We start from the raw sequence: 17,028 nt of genomic DNA, 5'->3' as shown, positions 1-17,028 counted from the left end.
GCTGCACCCTTGGGAGCCTGGGCCCGCAACCGCGAGACTACGGATATGAGCTCCTCCTCGGCGGTCTCCGTGCTGGTTGTGGACGACCAGCGCCCCTTCCGGCTCGCTGTGCGGGCCGTGCTGCGCCGCGCCGCCGGCTTCGTCCTCGCAGGTGAGGCGGAGACGGGCGAGGACGCGTTGACCGCCGCCGCCGAGCTGCGCCCCGACCTGGTGCTGATGGACGTGAACCTGCCGGGGATCAACGGTGTGACCGCGGGTTCGCGGATCCAGCGGGACGCGCCCGGCACCGTGGTCGTCCTGTGCTCCACCTACGTCCGGACGGACCTGCCGGCGGCCGTCGCGGACAGCGGCCTGGACTATCTGTGCAAAGAGGATCTCGCGCCCAGCGTGCTGCGTGAGATCTGGCACCGGCACACTCCCGCCCCGGCGGAAGGGTCACTCGCCGCGCAGGAGCGCCCCGGGGAGCAGCCGCCCGGCCCGTGACGCGGGCATGGCCGCGATCGCCAGACCGATGAGGACCGCCGCCGCCGGCAGCGCGACGAGCAGCTCGACGGGCACCGCGAGGTCGGTCGACACCCCGGTGGCCGCGGCGATCTCCCACCAGGCGAGACGTCCGAGCAGCAGCCCCAGCGGGACCCCGGCGGTGACCGCCAGCAGGGCGGTGACGCAGGACGTGACCAGCGGGATCCGGGCGGTCTGCGCGGGGGTGAACCCGAGCGTGCGCAGGATCGCCAGCTCGCGTTGCGCGTGCCGCCAGGTCGTGCCGACGGCGTGGCCGGCCGCCGCGATCGCGAGCGCGGCCAGCACGGCCTGCAGCAGCGCGGGCAGGCGGCCCATGCTGCCGAGATTGGCGACTTCGGCGGGCATGAGCCCGGCGGCGAGCTCGTACTCGGTGCCCAGCGCCGCCGCCAGGTTGACCGGGTCCACCTGGGCCACGGCCCGCACCAGCGCGCTGCGCATCGGCTGGGTCCGCTGCACGCGGGCGAGCATGTCCGGCGCCACCAGCAGGCTTTCGCCGAGGCGTTCACCGTTCAGGACGGGGCCCACGCCGATGCCCACCACCCGTAGCCGGGCGTTGCCGCCGTTGTTCGTGGCGATGCTGAGGTGGTCGCCGACCCGCAGGTCGAGCCGCCGCGCGGCCCGTGGGCCGACGGCGACTTCGTTCGTGCGGGCCGGTGCCGCCCCCTCGAAGATCGTCCAGCCGACGGGGCGGGGAGGGGGGACGGCGGTCGGTTTGGCGGACAGCGCGTACACGGTCAGATCCACCCCGGGATCGGCGTCACCGCGGCCGATCGCGCCGGGCCCGGCGTCGCCCGGACCGTGGGCGGTGATCACATCCGGCATGGACAGCGCGTGCCCCTGGCCGTCGATCTCGACGGTGGCGGTCGAGACGTCGAGCATGCTGACCGCGGCGATGCGGGGGTCGGCGGCGAGCCGATTGACGATCTCCGGCCGGGCATCGGTGATCTCCAGGTCGGCGTTCCAGCCGTAGCGTTGCGGCTCGTCGACGAGGCGGCTCATGCTTCCGGCGATCGTCGCGGCGGCGATGAGGCCGGTCACGCCGATCGCCGTGCCGGTGATCGCCGGGCGCCGGGCGGCCGACCACCGGTCCCGCCCGCGGTCGAGCGCGAACGTCACGCCGATCCACCACCAGGCCGGCCCGCGCCGGGCCACCGCGTTGCGCGTGATCCGGGACGCGGGCGTCCGCGGCGGCCTCGCCGGTGCGGCCCGGCGCGCCGGCGAGGGCCAGGCAGGAACCGCGGACCACGGTGACTGCGGCGACCCGGCCCGACCGTGACCGGCACCGGGAGCCTCGGTCAGCCCGCCGACGCCGCGCAGGGTGGCCGTCGGCGCGACGGCGGTCGCCTGGACGGCCGTCGCCTGGGTGACCTGGGCCGGCGCCGGCTGCTGCCCGGCCCGGAACGCGGAGACCGCGGCGAGCAGCGTGGTCGTGACCAGGCCCGCCGCCGCGGCGATGCAGATGAGCGCCGTGTGCGTGGCGTAGCCGGGGTGGGGCTCCATTCCGGCGAGCGGGCCGAGTGGTTCCAGCGATCCGGCGAGCAGCGGCCCGCTGGCGGCCACGGCGGCGGCGACCCCCGCGGCGGGCGCGGCCGCGAGGGCGCGGGCGCTGGCGCGTCCCAGGGCCGGCAGGCCGAGTACAGCCTCGATGCGCTGGTCCCGTGCGCCGGCCGCGTGGTGCCGGTAGAAGGCCTGGCCGGCCGCGGCCAGCCCGGCCACGCCGACCACGGCGGCGAACACGACCAGCCCGGTGACGAGTACCCGCTGCGTCGCCGCGATGCGGGCGTCCCCGTCGGTGGCCGGGCGGGCGACGAGCAAGGGGGGGAACTCGCGGGCGAGGGGGTCGGTGCGCAGGCCCTGCCCGATGCGCCGCAGCGCCGAGGTCGCCGTCGTCATGGCCTCGGGCGTGGGCGCCAACCGCAGCATGACCACGGTGGTCACCATGTCCAGCCGGTTGACGAGGGCGGGGGTGATGGTCAGGGGCATCTGCCGGGCGCTCTCGCCGGCGGCCCTCGTCAGCCCGGTGACCTCCAGTTTCAGCAGCGGCCCGCCCGGCGTGCCGAATCCTGTATCGAAGTTGAGGAAGTCGGATTCGGTGAGTAGGCGCAGCGTCATGACGTCGCCGACCTCGAAGCCCAGATCCGCCGCCGCCCGCTCGTCGAGCAGCACCTCGTCGGGCGACGCCGGGTCGGCGGCTCGCCCGCTGACGACGACCGGCCGGTAGATGTCCCGGCTGCCGCCGGTGTCCCCGAGGATGCCGAGGTAGGAGACGGACGCCTGGTCCTCAAGGCGCCCGACGGAGCCGGCACTCGTCCACGACTGCACGACGCCGGGCACGGCCGCGATCCGGCGTGCCAGCTCCGGGTCGTGGCGCAGGAAGCTGACCTGCAGGTCGGGAACCGCGCTGGCACGTTCGAGGCGTTCGTGCGCGGTGGCCGTGCGCCGGATCAGCGTGGTCGTCCCGGCCACGATGGCGACGACCAGGCCGACCAGGACGCCGAGCGCCGTGAGCGCCGTCCAGCGGCGGCGCAGCTCGGCGCGCGCGATCATCCCGATCGCGCCGAGGACCCCCCGCGTGCCCGGGCCACCCGGGCCACCTGGCGCCCGCAGACCGCCTCGGGCCCTGGTACCGGCAGCGCGCGTCACACCGGCACCACGCCGATCACCCGGGTTCCCGCACCCACCGCGGACTCCCAGCGCAGCGTCCCGCCGATGGCACCGATGCGGTCCGCCATGTTGGTCATGCCGTGGCCGCGTTCCGCCTGATCCGGGTCGAACCCGGCGCCGTTGTCCGACACGGAGAAGGTCAGCGCTCCCTCCTGCTCGGCGATAACCACCTCCACCGCGCAGTCGGTCGCGTGCTTCGCGGCGTTCTGCAGGCCCTCCAGGCAGCAGAAGTAGACCGCGGCCTCGATGTCGGGCGAGTACCGCCCGACCCCCTCGGCGCGCACCGTGACCCCGACCATCGAGCGCTGGCCAGCCGCGCGCAGGGCCTCGGTCAGCCCGGAGGAGCGCAGCAGCGGCGGGTAGATGCCGTGGGCGAGGTTGCGCACCTCGGTGATCGTCTCGGCCACCTGCTCGGCCATGGCGGCGAGCAGTTCGTCGGCGTCGCTCGCGCCGTCCGCGCCGGCCCCGTCCGCACCGCCGGCCGCGGCGCTGTCGGCGACCAGGTCACGGACCAGCCGCAGCCCCACCGCGAGCGAGACGAGCTGCTGCTGCGCTCCGTCGTGCAGGTCCCGTTCGATCCGGCGCCGCTCGGCGTCCGCGGTGGCCACCAGCCGCGCCCGCGAGACCCGCAGCTCGTCGTTGGCGTGCCGCAGCTCGGCGAGCGCGTCCCGGAGGTTGGCGTCCAGCTGCCGGTTGTGCAGGACGGTGCCGAGCCGGGTGCCGAGCTCGGCGAGCATGCGGTCCTCGGGTTCGGAGAACCGGGGCGCCTCGGACGGCCGGCGCACCACGATCATGCCGAGCAGGGCGCCGCCGGCCCGGGCCGGGATCACTCGCAGCGGCGCGTCACCGTGCGCCCGGGCGAGGACCGGGACCCACAGGGCCAGCCAGCCCGGGCCGGCCACCCGGGTCCGCGAGAGCGCGACCCGGTCGCTGACCGTGAGGTTGATCGTGGAGCCCACCTCGACCGCGCCCGGCTCGCCGGCGGCGTCGGGCAGCACGACCGCGGCGGTGAGACGCCCGGCGGCGCCCGTCCAGATCTCCACCCGCTCCAGGGACAGACCGCGGCGCAGGGCGTCGCCGAGCCCGCTGAGGGTCTCGTCGAGGTCGGTGCCCCGGCTGGCGTCTTCGCCGAAGGTCCGCAGGACGTCCTCCGGCGCGTACCGGGCGCCACGGACCACATTCAGGACCACGTTGGACGTTCGCGCCCGGGCGCCCGCCGCGGTGAGCGCGGCCAGCGCGGCGGCGACCAGCACCGGGCCGGTGAACTCCGCTCCGCCGTCGAGCGGCCGGTGGCCGAGCGTGGCCAGGGCGGCCAGCAGGCCCAGCGCGGCGACACCGGCCAGGCAGGCGAGGTCCGCCGCGGCCGTGAGAATCCGTTCCGACCGCAGCCGGGCCCGCGGCACCCAGCCGGCGCCCACCCCGGCCGCGAGCAACAGCGCGTCCACCACCAGCGGGACGGACCAGGCCGGGCTCCGGTCACCGAGCAGGCGGGGGACGGCGCACATCGCGGTCACCGCGGCCGCCGCGAGCAGCGCGGCCGAGATGAGCTGGCGGCGTGGGCGTTTCACGGCCCGACCTCGGCTCGCTCCGACACCCGGCCGTCGCGCATGGTCACGATCCGTTCGGCGCCGGCCGCGACCTGGCGGTCGTGGGTGACCATCAGAATGGTCTGCCCCCGCCGGTGCAGGCGGGTGAAGAGGTCGAGGACCTCGGCCGCCCCGGCGGAGTCCAGCGCCCCGGTCGGCTCGTCCGCCAGCAGCACGGTCGGCTCGTTGGCCAGCGCCCGCGCGATCGCCAGGCGCTGGCGCTGCCCGCCCGACAGCGTGGCGGGCAGCGAGTCCGCGCGCTCGAGCAGGCCCAGCAGGTCCAGCAGGTCGCGCCCACGGCGCACGGCCGCCCGCCGGCCGGCGCCGGACAACCTGGCCGCCAGCACCACGTTGTCCGCCACCGTCATCGTCTCCAGCAGGTGGAAGAACTGGAAGACCATGCCGACGTGCCGCCGGCGCATCCGGGCGAGATCAGCTTCGGAGCGCGACGCCAGCGACATCCCGGCGACCGTCACCGACCCGTCGTCGACGCGCTCGAGGCCGGCCACGACGTTCAACAGGGTCGACTTGCCGCTGCCGGACGGGCCCATGACCGCGACGAACTCGCCGTGCCCGACGGTCAGCCCGGCGCCCCGCAGCGCCTGCACCGGCGCGGTGTCCGCGGCGAACGTCCGGTAGACGGATCGGAGCACGACCGCCGCCTCCTCGGGACGCGGCTCGCGCCCGCGCCCGCCCGGTGCGGCTTCCGGCACCGGCAGTACGCCGGCCTCGGCTCCCGGTGGCGCGGCCGGCGCGTCCCGTGCGTCTGACACCGCACCCGTCCCTTCCCGTCCGTTCCCGTCCGTGACCGCACCGGGTCCGCCCACCTCGTCGGTGGCTTCGGAGGCTTCGGTCCTCGGTGGCACCCGCCGGCGAGCGCATCCGGCAACTGCTCATTTCACCTGATGACGGGTCCGCGGGGAACACCTGCGCGGGTCGCGCTGCGGACGGCTCGCCGACCTGGCGTGCCCGAGCCCGCCCGCCCGCCGCCGCGCTGGCCCCTCCCCTCCCGGTCCGGATCCTGGGGGTCTGTGGCCTCTGGCGCCGACAACAACCCCTGTGTCACAGGGGAAGTAGTTCGTGTGCTGTGGGTCGGATGTGGTCTGTCGCGAGCGCGACCGGAAACTCGCTCGATTTGGTGGGTTCAGCTGCGCAGACTGGGTACGTGCAGTCAATGGCCNGCCACCGTCGTCCAGTCTCGCCCAGCCGCTCCGTGCGCCGGGGTGGCCGCGGCCGCGTCGCCCGTCCCGCGGTCGCCGTGGCGGCCACCGCGGTGGCCGCCGGCGCGGTCACGGTCAGCACGGCTTTCGCGATGTCCTCGGGGTCCGTGGCGGCCGGCCAGGTGCCGGCACCGCGGGCCGACATCCTCAACGCCGCGGCCGCCCGCTCCGGCGCCGTGACTCCCTCGGCGAGCGAGTCGACGGTCATCGCCGAAGCGGTCCGGAGCAGCTCGCTGACCGCCGCGGTCGCGCCGCGGAGCTACGAGGTGACCGGCACCGTGCTGGCCCGTTCCGACCGGACCTGGGCCTGGGTCGAGCTGGTGCCGGTGACCGACGACCTCGACCGTGCCGAGGGCGTGCTGCACCGTGGCGCGGGTGGGTGGGAGCTGGTCCAGCTCGGGAGCTACGAGGTGGGCTGCGGCATCGTGCCCGAAAGCGTCGCCGCGGACCTCGACCTGGAGTGCCNCGAGGACCAGCCCGACTTCAACGCCTGAGGCCGCGGGGCCGGGCCGGGCCGACCGCCGGGCCGCGGGGTCAGCTGCGCTGTGTCGGCGGGGTGAAACCGGGTCGGCTGTTCGCGGCGAGCAGGTCCCGGATCTCGATGAGCAGCTGGGCCTCGTCGCTGATCGTGGGCTCGTCCTCCTTGGCCGGCTGCTCGCCGCGCCGCCGCAGCTCGTTCGCCTTGGAGATCGGCAGCACGACCACGAAGTAGATCACCGCGGCGACGATGAGAAACGTGATCACATCGTTGATGAGCTGGCCGTAGTGGAACGTGCTGTGGTTGATCGTGAAGGTCNGGCCGGCGNAGTTCGGCTCACNGCCGATCGCGGCGATCAGTGGTGTGAAGATGTTTTTCACGAGCGAATTGACGACNGCGGTGAACGCGGTACCGANGATCACCGCGACGGCCAGGTCGACGATGTTGCCCCGCATCAGGAACTGCTTGAAGCCACGCAGCCCCGGCCCGATGAGCCGGGTGGGTGTCTCGACGACACCGCGTCCCCTGTTCGCGGCATCCTGCCATCCGGCCATACCCACTCCTTCGTCGATCTCGCCGCTGGACCCGGCCGCCGGGCGACCCGCCCGGCTCCCCGTATGTCTGCCGTTGGCAGGGTATAGCCGGACCGAGTGCGCCAAAGCACCAGCTCTCCGGTGACCCTCTGGCAACCCACCGACGATCGGTGGGTGACGATGGGTGGAGTGACGATCCGGCGGCGCGGTGACCGGATCAGCGGCCGGGGGCCTCGGGCGTGTAGGAGATGTCCCAGAGCCGGGCGGTCATGTCGGTGCTCGTGGTGGCGAGCTGGAGGCCGAAGGGCGCGAACGCGCAGGCCATCACGGTGCTGGTGTGCCCGGTCAGGGTCGCGACCGCCGTTCCCCTCGCGACGTCCCACAGCCGGGCGGTGTCGTCGGTGCTGGCCGTCGCCAGCAGCAGCCCGTCGGGGGAGAACGCGCAGCTCTGCGCCGAGCCGGGCAGGGTGAGCGTCGTCGTCCCGGTGGGGGTGTCGGTGATGCGGGTGCCGTCGTTGCTGGTCGTGGCCAGCAGCACGCCGTCGGGGGAGAACGAGCAGCCGTTCGCGAAGTTGGTGTGGCCGGCGAGGTTGCGGATCGTCTCCCCGGTCGTCACGTCCCACAGCAGGGTCTGGTCGGCGCCGGCCGTCACGAGCAGCCGGCCGTCGGGGGAGAACGCGCAGCCGTAGACGGAGCCGCGGTGACCGGCGAGCGTGGCGATGCAGGTGCCGGTCGAGGCTCCCCAGAGCCGGACCGTGCGGTCGGTGCTGACCGTGGCCAGCAGGTGGCCGTCGGGGGAGAAGGCGCAGCCGTAGACGGGACCCTTGTGGCCGCTGAGGGTGTGGACCTCCCGCTCGGTCGCGATCTCCCAGATCCGCGCGGTCTTGTCGTAGCTGGTCGTGGCGAGCAGCTGGCCGTCGGGGGAGAACGCGCAGCCGTGCAGGCCGGAGATCCGCCGCCNGCTCAGCCGGCCGGTGGCGCGGCCGGTGGTGGCGTCCCACAACCGGGCGCCGTCCTTGCTGGTGGTGGCCAGCAGCTTGCCGTCCGGGGAGAACGCCGCGCAGGTGACGTCCCGTTCGTGGCCGTGCAGCGTGAGGCGGGCGATCACCTCCACATGCCGGGAGGGGCGGCTGGTGCGCGCGAACCCGCGCAGGTCGGCGGGTAGTGATGACAGGCCGTGCGGGACCGGCCCGGAGGGCAGGATGGTGGCGAGCCAGTCGACGTCCCGCACGGCCGAGCCCGGTTCGGCGTGCGTCTCGACGAGGCTGCCGGGGGCCTCGGCCGCGAGGTCGAACAGCGCCCCGTCGCTCAGCCGGACCCGGGCGAGCACCGCGCCGGCGTCGAAGCGGGTCCCGGGCTCGACCAGCCAGCGCACCATCGTCGCCCGCCCGCCCGGAATGTCCCAGCGGGCCGGTCGCACCACCGGATCGGGCCGGGCGGCGACCATCCGCCGCGTCGACACCGTGGCCGCCCACGAGGCCGCGCCGAGCACAACCGCCTGGTCCGGGTCGGGCACGGGGTAGACGTGCAGCGCCGGCCAGTCGGTGCCCACCCCCAGCCGGCCGGCGAGGATCTCGGTGACCACCGGCATCCGCGACGCGCCGCCGACGGGCAGCACCCCGTCGAGCTTCTCCGGCGCGACCCCGGCGGTCACCAGCAGGTGCTGGCAGCAGGCCATCGTCCGGGCCAGGGTGGGGGAGGCCAGCTTGGTGAAGCGGTCCCGGTCCAGGCTCACCAGCAGGCCCGCGGGGCTGAAGACATCCTCGACGAAGGCGACGTCGGTGAGCTGGTGTTTGACCGCGCGGGCGAAGTCGAGCAGCTCGTGGCGGGTGCGGCTGGCCGCTGTCTGGAACACCTCGCCGACACCGGACGGGTTGAGCAGCGGCTCCAGCCCCGGTCCGTAGTGGCCGAGGATCTCGTCGAAGAGGAGCTGGTCGAACTCCCGCCCGCCGCAGTCGTGCAGGGCGCTGTTGCCCAGCAGTTCGTGCCGGCCGTTCTCGCCGATCACCATCAGCGCGGCTTCGAACGTGCCGCCGCCGAGGTCGTAGACCAGGACGAGGTCGCCGGGCTTCGGCCCGGTCGCGCCCATCGGTGCCCAGGCGACGGCGACGGGTTCGGCGAGCAGGTCGACGTCGACGAAACCGGCCTGCTCGGCGGCGGCGATCATTCGCCGGCGCAGCGGCCCCGCCGGGTCGTAGCTGGCGGGCACGGTCACGACCGCGCGGTGCGGTGCCACCCCGGGGAACTGGCTCTCGGCCTCGGCGCGCAGCGCCGCCAGCACCGCGGTGACCAGCGCGGACGGGGCGTGGCCGCGGCCGTCCAGCATGATCGTGCTGTCGCGGGTCAGGTCGCGCTTGACACCGCCGTGGTAGGCGTCGGGCCAGATCCGCTTGCGGCNCTCGGCGAGCGTCCCGACGACGAGCTGGTCGCCGTCGGCGAGGACGGCGGAGGGCCAGGCGACGGTGCCGCTCGCCGGCTCCCGGACCGCGGTGACCTGCCCGTCGACGACCAGAGCCGCGGACACGCTGTAGGTGCCGAAGTCGATCGCGAGGATCGGCTCTCCCACCGGCGCCCTCCCGTCGACCGTTGTGGCCCTCCAGTCACCCGAGCTGTCGGGCGATGGTTCGCCGGCGGCCGGACGTCCGACCGGTTGCTCATGACGTGGTGTCTGCTTGTCCGCGGATAGCCTTGGCCGCGGATAGCCCCAGGCCTGCGGGAATCGTAGCGATGACCTTCGGCGGGTGGTCCGGCGGGCCGGGTGTGCGCTGGCGTTGGCTGGGTAGGCGACGAGCGGGATCACCACCTACCTGCGGATCCGGAGAGATCGCGGGCTCACACCTGGAGGTCCGGCCATGCGCATCGCCATCCCGCGGAAAGCGGCCCGGGGAGGGACCGGGCAACGCGCCGTCACTCCGCCGGGGCCGGGGCCCGACCCGGTGCCGCCCACTCCGCTTCCCGACCCGGTGCCACCGGGCCCCGGGCCGGATCCGGTGCCGCCCGGCCCCGGGCCCGACCCGCTGCTGCCGTCACCCGACCCGGACCCCGTCCCACCCGGCCCGCTGCCGGATCCGGTGCCCCCGCCGCCCGGCCCGGACCTGATCCCCGGCACAACCGCGGCCCGATCCGCATTTCGGTGCTGAGGCGGGGTAGTGCTCCTTCATGAGTCATCGCCCTGAGGGAATTCCCGCGCCCGAACTGTCCGACGCCGATCTGGCGCGGGAGGTGCGGCATCTCCACCTGACCAGGCACGACACGTTCCTGACCGGCAGCGAGGACGCGTTCGAGACGCACACCCAGCGGATGCTGGAGCTGGAGCGCGAGTACCTGCGCCGGTTCCCCGACGCGGCGAGCCCTGATCCGCTCCGGACCAGGGCGGGCAGCCGACGCGCCGCCGGAGCCCCGGCCTGACCTTGACCGCTGGTCCGGCCGGGGCGCGGGACGTCAGGAAGAGCTGGTCGAGGCCGGCTTGCCGGGACGCCACGCCGTCGCGAGCAGCCCGGCCGAACCGACGACACCCAGCAGGACGGCGATGAGGCCGCCCGCCCAGCCGTCGAGCTCGATGCCGANCGCGTGATCGAGGGAGGCCTTGCCCGGGCCCAGGATCGCGATGCCCGCGCAGACCACCGCGATCATGAGCACGTACTCGTAGCCCTGGCCCGGCTTGAAGATGAAGAACCCGTTCGTGCGGTGTGCGGTGATGCCCGCGACGACCATGATGCCGATGATGGCACCGGCGGAGAACGGGGTGAGGAAGCCGAAGGCCAGCCCGAAGCCGGCGGCGATCTCCAGCAGCCCGGAGGTCCAGGCGTGCACGATGCCGGGCTGCAGGCCCATGCTTGAGAACCAGCCCGCCGTGCCCTGCACACCGCCGGGCCCGAAGAGGTGGTTGTAGCCGTGGGCGACGATGGTGAGGCCCACGATGATTCTTAGAACGAGCGCCGCGGTATCGGGCGAGGTCACGGGAACTTTCCTCCCATGGGCATGAGGATCAGAGGCGTTTGTCAGCGGGTCAGGTGGATGTTTGCTGCAGACGCTAGCGGTAGTGAGTCGCAGATTCGACAGCTTGCGTCCGGATGGCCCGGCTCAGCGGGGTGCGCGCTCGGGGCGTACCCCGTCGACCGGCCCAGCCGCGGCGACGGCGGCGACGGTCCGTAGCCAGGAGGCGGTCAGCTCGGACCGCAGCGACGGGGGCGTTCCGGGGGCGTCGAGGGTGTCGGCGACCGGCAGGATGACGCCGTCGTCGCTGCTCCAGGTCGGGCTGTAGGTGACACCGGAGATCAGCCAGCCGAGCGCGGTGCGCCGGGCCTGCGCGTGCAGCAGCAGGCCGTCCCGGTCGGGGCCGGCGGGCGCGAGGGCGCCCGTCCCGTAGGCGACGTACTTGCTGTTGACGCGCTCGATCGCCCGCACCGGGCCGGTGCCGATGACCAGGTCGACCAGCGGCGAGGCGAGCAGCTCCCCGGCAAGGGAACGCCGCCGTTCGGCGGGGCTGGTCGCCCAGTCGACCAGCACGAGAACGAGATCGGCGCCGGCCTCGCGGGCCCGGCCGGCGTCACTGAGGATGTGCGCGGGCAGCATGCCGGCGCCCCCGTCCTGGGCGTTCCCGTCCTCGGCGCCCCGGTCCTCGGCGTACGAAAGCAGCGCGACCTGCGCGCCGCGCACCGGCAGCAGCGTGAGGGTGTCGGCCTCGGCGTCGTCCCGTGCCGTTCCACTGTGGCTGATCGTCGCCGCGTCGAGCGCGTCGAGCAGGCGGCGTTCCGCCTGGTCACGTTCCGCCTGGTCGCGTTGCGCGGGGTCGTCCCGCCGGTCGGCGCGGCCGGTGGCGGCAGTGGTCACAGTGGCTGTGGTGGCGGTGGCGCACGCGTCGAAGCCAACCCGGCGGAGGGCCTCGGCGACGGGGCCGGGCTGCCCGGTGGGCGCCGGACCCTGGCAGATGGCCAGGTCGGCGGAGGAGAGCAGGCTGGTCAGCGGTGTCAGCGCCGACTGTGCCGCGGCCGGGGGCAGCACGAGCTCGCCGCTGACGCTGATGGTCAGTTCGGTGGCTTCCCAGCTCGCCGACGGCCGGCCCGTCGCTGGCGGGAGTTGGCCGCCGCTCGCCGCCGCGCCGCCCGCCGGCTGTTCCGGGGCGGCCGCGACCGGCGGACGGGTGGTGCGCTGACCAGCGTCGACGGTCAGCACCTGGCGGCGCAGGACGTCCGAGAAGGGCCCGAGTGCGAGGGCGGCGGCGGCCAGGACGACGGCCGCGGCGAGGAGAAGCCGCCCGGCTGGCGGATCAGGTCGGCCGGCCGCCGCTGGCAACCCGCGCCGCTCGGTCGGCTGGGAACGTTCGCGGCGCGGGCGGTGCCAGAAGCGTGTGCGCGGCATCGTCCCCATCGCCTGGGCCGGTTCGGAGGGGTGGGCCCCTCCAACCTAGGCGATGGGTGTCGGCCTCACTACTCAAAGTAGTTCGATCTTCGCTGGACGGTCGTCTCCTCCAGTGGTGAGGCCGATGCCGGTCTTCAGACCGCGGCGGTTCCCTCCGCCGCGGAGATCGCGGGCACGGACTCGATGATCCGTGTCAGCATGGAGCGCAGGGCCGTGCGCTCGTCGGCGTTCAGCGGGGAGAGCAGCAGGTCGTTCATCCGCTCGACCCGGCTCGCGACGTGGCTGTGGGTCGCCTCGCCACGCTGCGTCAGACGCAGGACGTTGCGGCGCCCGTCACGGGGGTCGCGAACGCGGCGGATCAGCCCCCGCTGCACCAGGCGGGCGACGACGTCGGCCACGGTGGAACGGTCGAGCGACGCCCGCTCGCCCAGCGTGCGCTGGTCGATGTCGGGGTCGGCGAGCAGGCTGTTGAGAACGACGAACTGCGGTGGGGTCGTCTCGGTGGAGACGACTGCGGTCCAGAGCTGATATGTGACCTGCTGCAGACGGCGGGCAAGCTGTCCGGGGTGTGTAGACAGGTCTGCTACGGGCCGCGCGCGGCCGGGGTCGGTCTCCTCGGCCGGCCGTCTCGGTCCCGGGTATCGCTGGTTCACGGCGTCCTCACGGGTCTCTATGGTCACAAGCGCGGTTCGCGTGGGCGGGGTCAGGGCTTCGTTCCATTCCGGGCTGTTGGGCGGGGACGTTCGTGCGCCCGACGGCAGGGCTTCGCGTTGGTCATCATCCCGCATCCGTACGCCCGTNGCCGGCAAGCCGGAGGAATCGCACAGAGATGACCCCACGGAACGGGTAACTCATCCGGCATGTTCAAAACAGTGTCGCCCGAACGGAAAGATATCCGGTTCGCGTCGACAGGCGCCCCGCCGCCGATCTCGGCTGGCATCCATCCGGCCCCGGTGGGGGGCGGGCGACATGTCATCGCCCTGGGCGGGGCTGTGCCGGCCGAGTCGATTCCGTCGGCTCAACGGTGTGCCCGAGTCATGTTCGGCGTAGCCCGTGCGGGCCGTTGACGTGCCGCAGGACCAGCGGCTTCGGGTCCGGCGAAGCTCGGTCGGCCCGGGGTGCGGCAACCTTGCTACCAGATATGTCAGCCAGACCTATGTCAGGAAATATCGGCTTCCCTGGGCCGGATCACGCATAGAGTCCGCCAAGGCCGGGATGCGTACGTCACGCTCGGCCCGGGTGGGAACAACAAGCCGGGCTTCTTCGTCTCCGCGCGCGTGACGCCCTTGCCACGCAGGGCCCGGACGGCTTACCTCCGGTGCCCGGGGAAGCACCAGCCGGCCTGAATCAGTGCCATGCTCGTGCGGATGCATCCGGCGGAAGACCGTGTGCTTACGTGTCGTGAACCCGACCATAGGGTTGCCTGTGTCACCGAGGTGCACCCGAGCATCTGTGGCGAATTGGCGATGTGGCCGCCCCGGCCCGATCCGGGGCCGCCCGACACGGATGTGGCGTTCGGGGAGTCATCGACGATCGTGCGGGTACCCCGGTCGTCATGGATGACGCACCACGCGGGCTGCGGGAAAGCCTCAAACGTGTCGCGGTGACCCTGAAGGAGGCCGAGATCCCCTTCGCGCTCGGAGGCAGCTACGCCTGCTGGGCCCGGGGCGGACCGGAGCCGGTGCACGACGTCGACTTCATGCTCCGCGAGTCGGACGTCCCCCGTGCCGTGGAGGTCCTTCGCGCGGCCGGGCTGCGCCCGGTCGACCCGCCGGAGGACTGGCTGACCAAGGTCTACGACGGCGACGTGCTCGTCGACCTCATCCACCATCCGGTCGGCCGGGCGGTGACCGACCAGATGCTGGCCCGCTCGCGGGACATGTCCGTCGACTCGGTCCGCATGCCCGTCCTCGACGCCACCGACTGGTTCGAGATGACGCTGCTGGCGCTGGAGGAGCGGTACTGCGACCTCGGCCGGGTCCTGCCGATGATCCGCGCCATGCGGGAACAGGTCGACTGGAGCCAGGTCCGGCGGGCCACCGCGGAGTCGCCGTTCGCCGAGGCCGCGCTGCTCGTCGCGACCCGACTACAGCTCATCCCGCCGCCGGTCGGTGTGCCCGCGCCGCTCGGCGGGCTGGATGTCACCGAACCGGCCGAGTACCTCGCCGGGGACCTGCATGAACGCCTCGCCGAAGACCCGCGGGTCGCGGAGCTCGGGCTTGAGGTGGCGGTGGGGCCCGAGGGCGTGACGGTACGGGGCGAGGTCGCGACCGAGGCACGTCGGTACATCCTGGACCGGGTGCTGGCGGAGATCGTTCCGGACCGCCCGATCCGCAACGACGTCACGGTGTCGCACCAGGAGTCGCCACCCACAGTGGAGAGCGTGTCGTGATCAGGCTGGCCGCCGTCGGCGACATCCATCTGGGAACGGACTCGCCCGGGACCTTCGCGCCGTGCCTGGCCGGCATCGGTGACCTGGCTGACGTGCTGCTGCTCGCCGGTGACCTCACCCAGCACGGCAGCCTCGCGGAGGCCGAGGTGGTGGCCGGCGAACTCGCCGGGGCGGAGGTGCCGGTCATCGCCGTGCTCGGCAACCACGACCATCACGGCGACCAGGCCGACGAGGTCGTCTCGGTACTGAGCGAGGCGGGGGTGCGCACCCTGGAGGGCAGCGGAACGGTGATCCGGGTCGGTTCGACCTGCCTGGGAGTGGCCGGGGCGAAGGGGTTCGGTGGCGGTTTCGCGGGCGCCAGCGGCAGTGACTTCGGCGAGCCGCTGATGAAGGCGTTCGTCCGCCACACCAGGGAGGCCAGCGCGGGTCTGCGCACCGCGCTCGACGAACTCGACTGCGATGTGCGGGTCGCGCTGACGCACTACTCACCGGTGCCGGACACCCTCGCCGGCGAACACCCGGAGATCTTTCCCTTCCTCGGTACGTACCACCTGGCAGAGGCGGTCGACGGGGGCCGGGCGGACCTCGCGCTGCACGGGCATGCGCACGCCGGCACGGAGAAGGGCCGCACGGCCGGCGGAGTGCCCGTCCGCAACGTCGCCCGGCCGGTGATCGGACGGGCCTTCGCGGTGTACGAGGTCGGCGGCGAACAAGGCGTTCCGTGACGGAACGGGCCCGCGGTTGAGCGGGCCGGGCGCTGGCAGGCGCCGGCCAGCGGCGTGCCGCGGGGGCGGCGGAGGGTTCCCGTGCTCCCGCCGGGGAAAGCCACGCCGCGCGAGGGCGGCGAGGGTCCGGCCGCCCCACCGACGGAAAGGCCTGACATGCGTGAGACAGACGTCGTCGACGTGCTGACCGCCGACCACGCGCGGATCGAGAAGTGGTTTCGCGACTACGAGCGAACGCCTTCCGCGATCGAGCGCAGGCGCCTCGTCACCAACATCATCATCGAGCTCGTGCGGCATGCGGAAGCCGAGGAGATGTACGTCTACCCGCGGGCCCGGCTCGTGCTCCCGGACGGTCACGCCATCGTCGACCGCGAGCTCGCCGAACACGCCGAGGCCGAGCGGATCATGAGCCGGCTCGATCGGCTGAAGCCGATGGACGCCGGGTTCGACCCGCTGGCCCGGGAACTGATGCGCGTGGTGCGCGGCCATGTCCGGGAGGAGGAGAAGNGGTGGTTCCCGCGGCTGCGGCAGCTCATGCCACCCGCCGACCGGCGCCGGCTGGCCGAACTGGTGGAGGGCGCCAAGGTCGTCTCGCCGACGCGCCCGCACCCCGCAGCCCCGGACCGGCCGCCGCTGAACGTGCTCGTGGGGGTGGGTACGGGGATGGCGGACCGGGCCCGTGACCTGCTTTCCGGGCGCCGGCAGCGCTAGTGGCGGGTCTCCCGGGGCGCCCGAACGGGCCAGCCTCGCGACGAATACCCGGCGCCCAGGTGAGCCCGACCGCCTGGTGCGGGTAGGTCCCAGATACGCCGGTGGCGCCCCTCGCGGCGCGAGGGGCGCCACCGGACAGACCGACGGAATGAGGACGTCTCATGGTGATGGATCGCGGCAGTGCCAAACACGGACCTGCGCGTGACGAGATGTTGGCTCACGAGGTCGGAGGCCTCGTCCGGGCACGTCGGGACACCCGTGTGGACGAATGGAGGTCGCCGGAGCCACCGAGCGAGGACAGCCCCGCCGTCGCCGCTCGGCCGGACGGAGTGGGAGTCCTCGGCGGCGCCCCGGCCGGGATGACCCCGGCCGACGTCGAAGAACGGTCCGAACTGGCGCGCTGGCTGGGCCGGGCCGTGTTCCCCGCGGAACGGAACGAGGTGGTCGACCACCTGCGCCACCAGCACGCCCCCGACCGGGTGGTGGACGAGGTCCGCGGCGCGCCCGAAGGGGTCCAGTTCACCTCCCTGGGCCAGCTCTGGCGGGCGCTGCGGCCGGGCGCGCACGTCGAGGCGCGGCGTCACTGACTGACCGGCGTCACTGACTGACCGGCGTCACTGAACTGACCGGCGTCACTGAACTGATGGGCGTCACTGAACTGATTGGCTCCGGCCCGGCCGGGCCCCGCACCGACGGGTCAAACCCGTGGTCCCGGGTGAGAAACGACGTGGGTGAAGTGGATGAGTCTGGTGTCCGGGCCGATACGAGGCGCTGACGCTGGGCAGAAGCCTGGCATGGATGGTCCTGTCCTGGAACGGAAAGCACGTGAGCGGCGT

The 17,028-nt window shown here is 73.6% G+C and carries 13 protein-coding genes and 5 pseudogenes; 6 read left to right on the top strand and 12 right to left on the bottom strand.

Annotated features, from left to right (window positions below; translation table 11 throughout):
- Positions 1 to 45 precede the first annotated feature (45 nt).
- Positions 46 to 483 (top strand): response regulator transcription factor, encoded by a 438-nt coding sequence (locus tag UG55_RS12260; protein ID WP_066067190.1) that lies wholly within the window; start codon positions 46 to 48, stop codon positions 481 to 483.
- On the opposite strand, the gene UG55_RS12255 is transcribed toward UG55_RS12260, so the two are convergent.
- The 8 genes and pseudogenes from UG55_RS12255 to UG55_RS35975 all read right to left on the bottom strand — a co-directional run.
- Positions 436 to 3,165 (bottom strand): ABC transporter permease, encoded by a 2,730-nt coding sequence (locus UG55_RS12255; RefSeq protein WP_242424228.1) that lies wholly within the window; start codon positions 3,163 to 3,165, stop codon positions 436 to 438. The genes UG55_RS12260 and UG55_RS12255 overlap by 48 nt on opposite strands.
- Positions 3,162 to 4,754: a sensor histidine kinase gene (locus tag UG55_RS12250; RefSeq protein ID WP_066067185.1), complete on the bottom strand. Its 1,593-nt coding sequence runs from the start codon at positions 4,752 to 4,754 to the stop codon at positions 3,162 to 3,164. The genes UG55_RS12255 and UG55_RS12250 overlap by 4 nt, the downstream gene beginning before the upstream one ends.
- Entirely contained in the window at positions 4,751 to 5,485 is a 735-nt protein-coding gene (locus UG55_RS12245; RefSeq protein ID WP_066067307.1) for an ABC transporter ATP-binding protein, read from the bottom strand. The genes UG55_RS12250 and UG55_RS12245 overlap by 4 nt, the downstream gene beginning before the upstream one ends.
- 1,041 nt (positions 5,486 to 6,526) lie before the next feature.
- Positions 6,527 to 6,788, bottom strand: a 262-nt coding sequence (locus UG55_RS36005; RefSeq protein ID WP_242424227.1) for an MscL family protein, incomplete at its 5' end; no start/stop codon positions are given.
- A 23-nt stretch (positions 6,789 to 6,811) separates the two neighbouring features.
- Positions 6,812 to 6,865 (bottom strand): annotated as a pseudogene (locus UG55_RS35995) (large conductance mechanosensitive channel protein MscL); the annotation flags it as partial.
- A gap of 21 nt (positions 6,866 to 6,886) precedes the next feature.
- On the bottom strand, positions 6,887 to 7,024 hold a 138-nt coding region (locus UG55_RS35985), incomplete at its 3' end, for an MscL family protein (protein WP_242424240.1).
- A gap of 196 nt (positions 7,025 to 7,220) precedes the next feature.
- Positions 7,221 to 7,963 (bottom strand): annotated as a pseudogene (locus UG55_RS35980) (WD40 repeat domain-containing protein); the annotation flags it as partial.
- 1 nt (position 7,964) lies between these two features.
- Positions 7,965 to 9,400 (bottom strand): annotated as a pseudogene (locus tag UG55_RS35975) (Hsp70 family protein); the annotation flags it as partial.
- A gap of 762 nt (positions 9,401 to 10,162) precedes the next feature.
- On the opposite strand from UG55_RS35975, the gene UG55_RS12225 reads away from it, so the two are divergent.
- Positions 10,163 to 10,411: a DUF6158 family protein gene (locus tag UG55_RS12225; RefSeq protein WP_066067180.1), complete on the top strand. Its 249-nt coding sequence runs from the start codon at positions 10,163 to 10,165 to the stop codon at positions 10,409 to 10,411.
- A gap of 33 nt (positions 10,412 to 10,444) precedes the next feature.
- Here the strand turns inward: UG55_RS12225 and UG55_RS35970 are convergent.
- The 4 genes and pseudogenes from UG55_RS35970 to UG55_RS12210 all read right to left on the bottom strand — a co-directional run.
- A pseudogene (locus UG55_RS35970) lies at positions 10,445 to 10,569 on the bottom strand (DoxX family protein); the annotation flags it as partial.
- A gap of 1 nt (position 10,570) precedes the next feature.
- A partial coding sequence (locus UG55_RS12220; RefSeq protein ID WP_242424226.1) for a DoxX family protein occupies positions 10,571 to 10,963 on the bottom strand: 393 nt, incomplete at its 3' end.
- 123 nt (positions 10,964 to 11,086) lie between these two features.
- The gene (locus tag UG55_RS12215; RefSeq protein WP_242424225.1) at positions 11,087 to 12,364 is read right to left on the bottom strand and encodes a CapA family protein; all 1,278 of its coding nucleotides are present in this window, start codon (positions 12,362 to 12,364) and stop codon (positions 11,087 to 11,089) included.
- A gap of 134 nt (positions 12,365 to 12,498) precedes the next feature.
- Positions 12,499 to 13,017 (bottom strand): MarR family winged helix-turn-helix transcriptional regulator, encoded by a 519-nt coding sequence (locus UG55_RS12210; RefSeq protein ID WP_242424224.1) that lies wholly within the window; start codon positions 13,015 to 13,017, stop codon positions 12,499 to 12,501.
- Positions 13,018 to 13,919: 902 nt separating this feature from the next.
- Between UG55_RS12210 and UG55_RS12205 the strand changes: the two genes are divergently transcribed.
- The 4 genes and pseudogenes from UG55_RS12205 to UG55_RS12190 all read left to right on the top strand — a co-directional run bounded on the left by UG55_RS12205 (position 13,920) and on the right by UG55_RS12190 (position 16,779).
- A complete protein-coding gene (locus tag UG55_RS12205) occupies positions 13,920 to 14,756 on the top strand; it encodes a phospholipid-binding protein (protein WP_066067174.1) in 837 nt (278 codons plus the stop codon).
- A complete protein-coding gene (locus UG55_RS12200) occupies positions 14,753 to 15,481 on the top strand; it encodes a metallophosphoesterase (RefSeq protein WP_066067172.1) in 729 nt (242 codons plus the stop codon). Before UG55_RS12205 ends, UG55_RS12200 begins: the two co-directional genes overlap by 4 nt.
- Positions 15,482 to 15,637: 156 nt before the next feature.
- Positions 15,638 to 15,988: pseudogene (locus UG55_RS35965) on the top strand (hemerythrin domain-containing protein); the annotation flags it as partial.
- Positions 15,989 to 16,353: 365 nt separating this feature from the next.
- The gene (locus tag UG55_RS12190; RefSeq protein ID WP_066067168.1) at positions 16,354 to 16,779 is read left to right on the top strand and encodes a DUF2795 domain-containing protein; all 426 of its coding nucleotides are present in this window, start codon (positions 16,354 to 16,356) and stop codon (positions 16,777 to 16,779) included.
- Positions 16,780 to 17,028 lie beyond the last annotated feature (249 nt).

The organism is Frankia sp. EI5c (assembly GCF_001636565.1).
Lineage (GTDB): Bacteria > Actinomycetota > Actinomycetes > Frankiales > Frankiaceae > Parafrankia.
The sequence above is the reverse complement of the archived record's forward strand: the minus strand, read 5'-3'. Positions and strand labels throughout refer to the sequence as shown.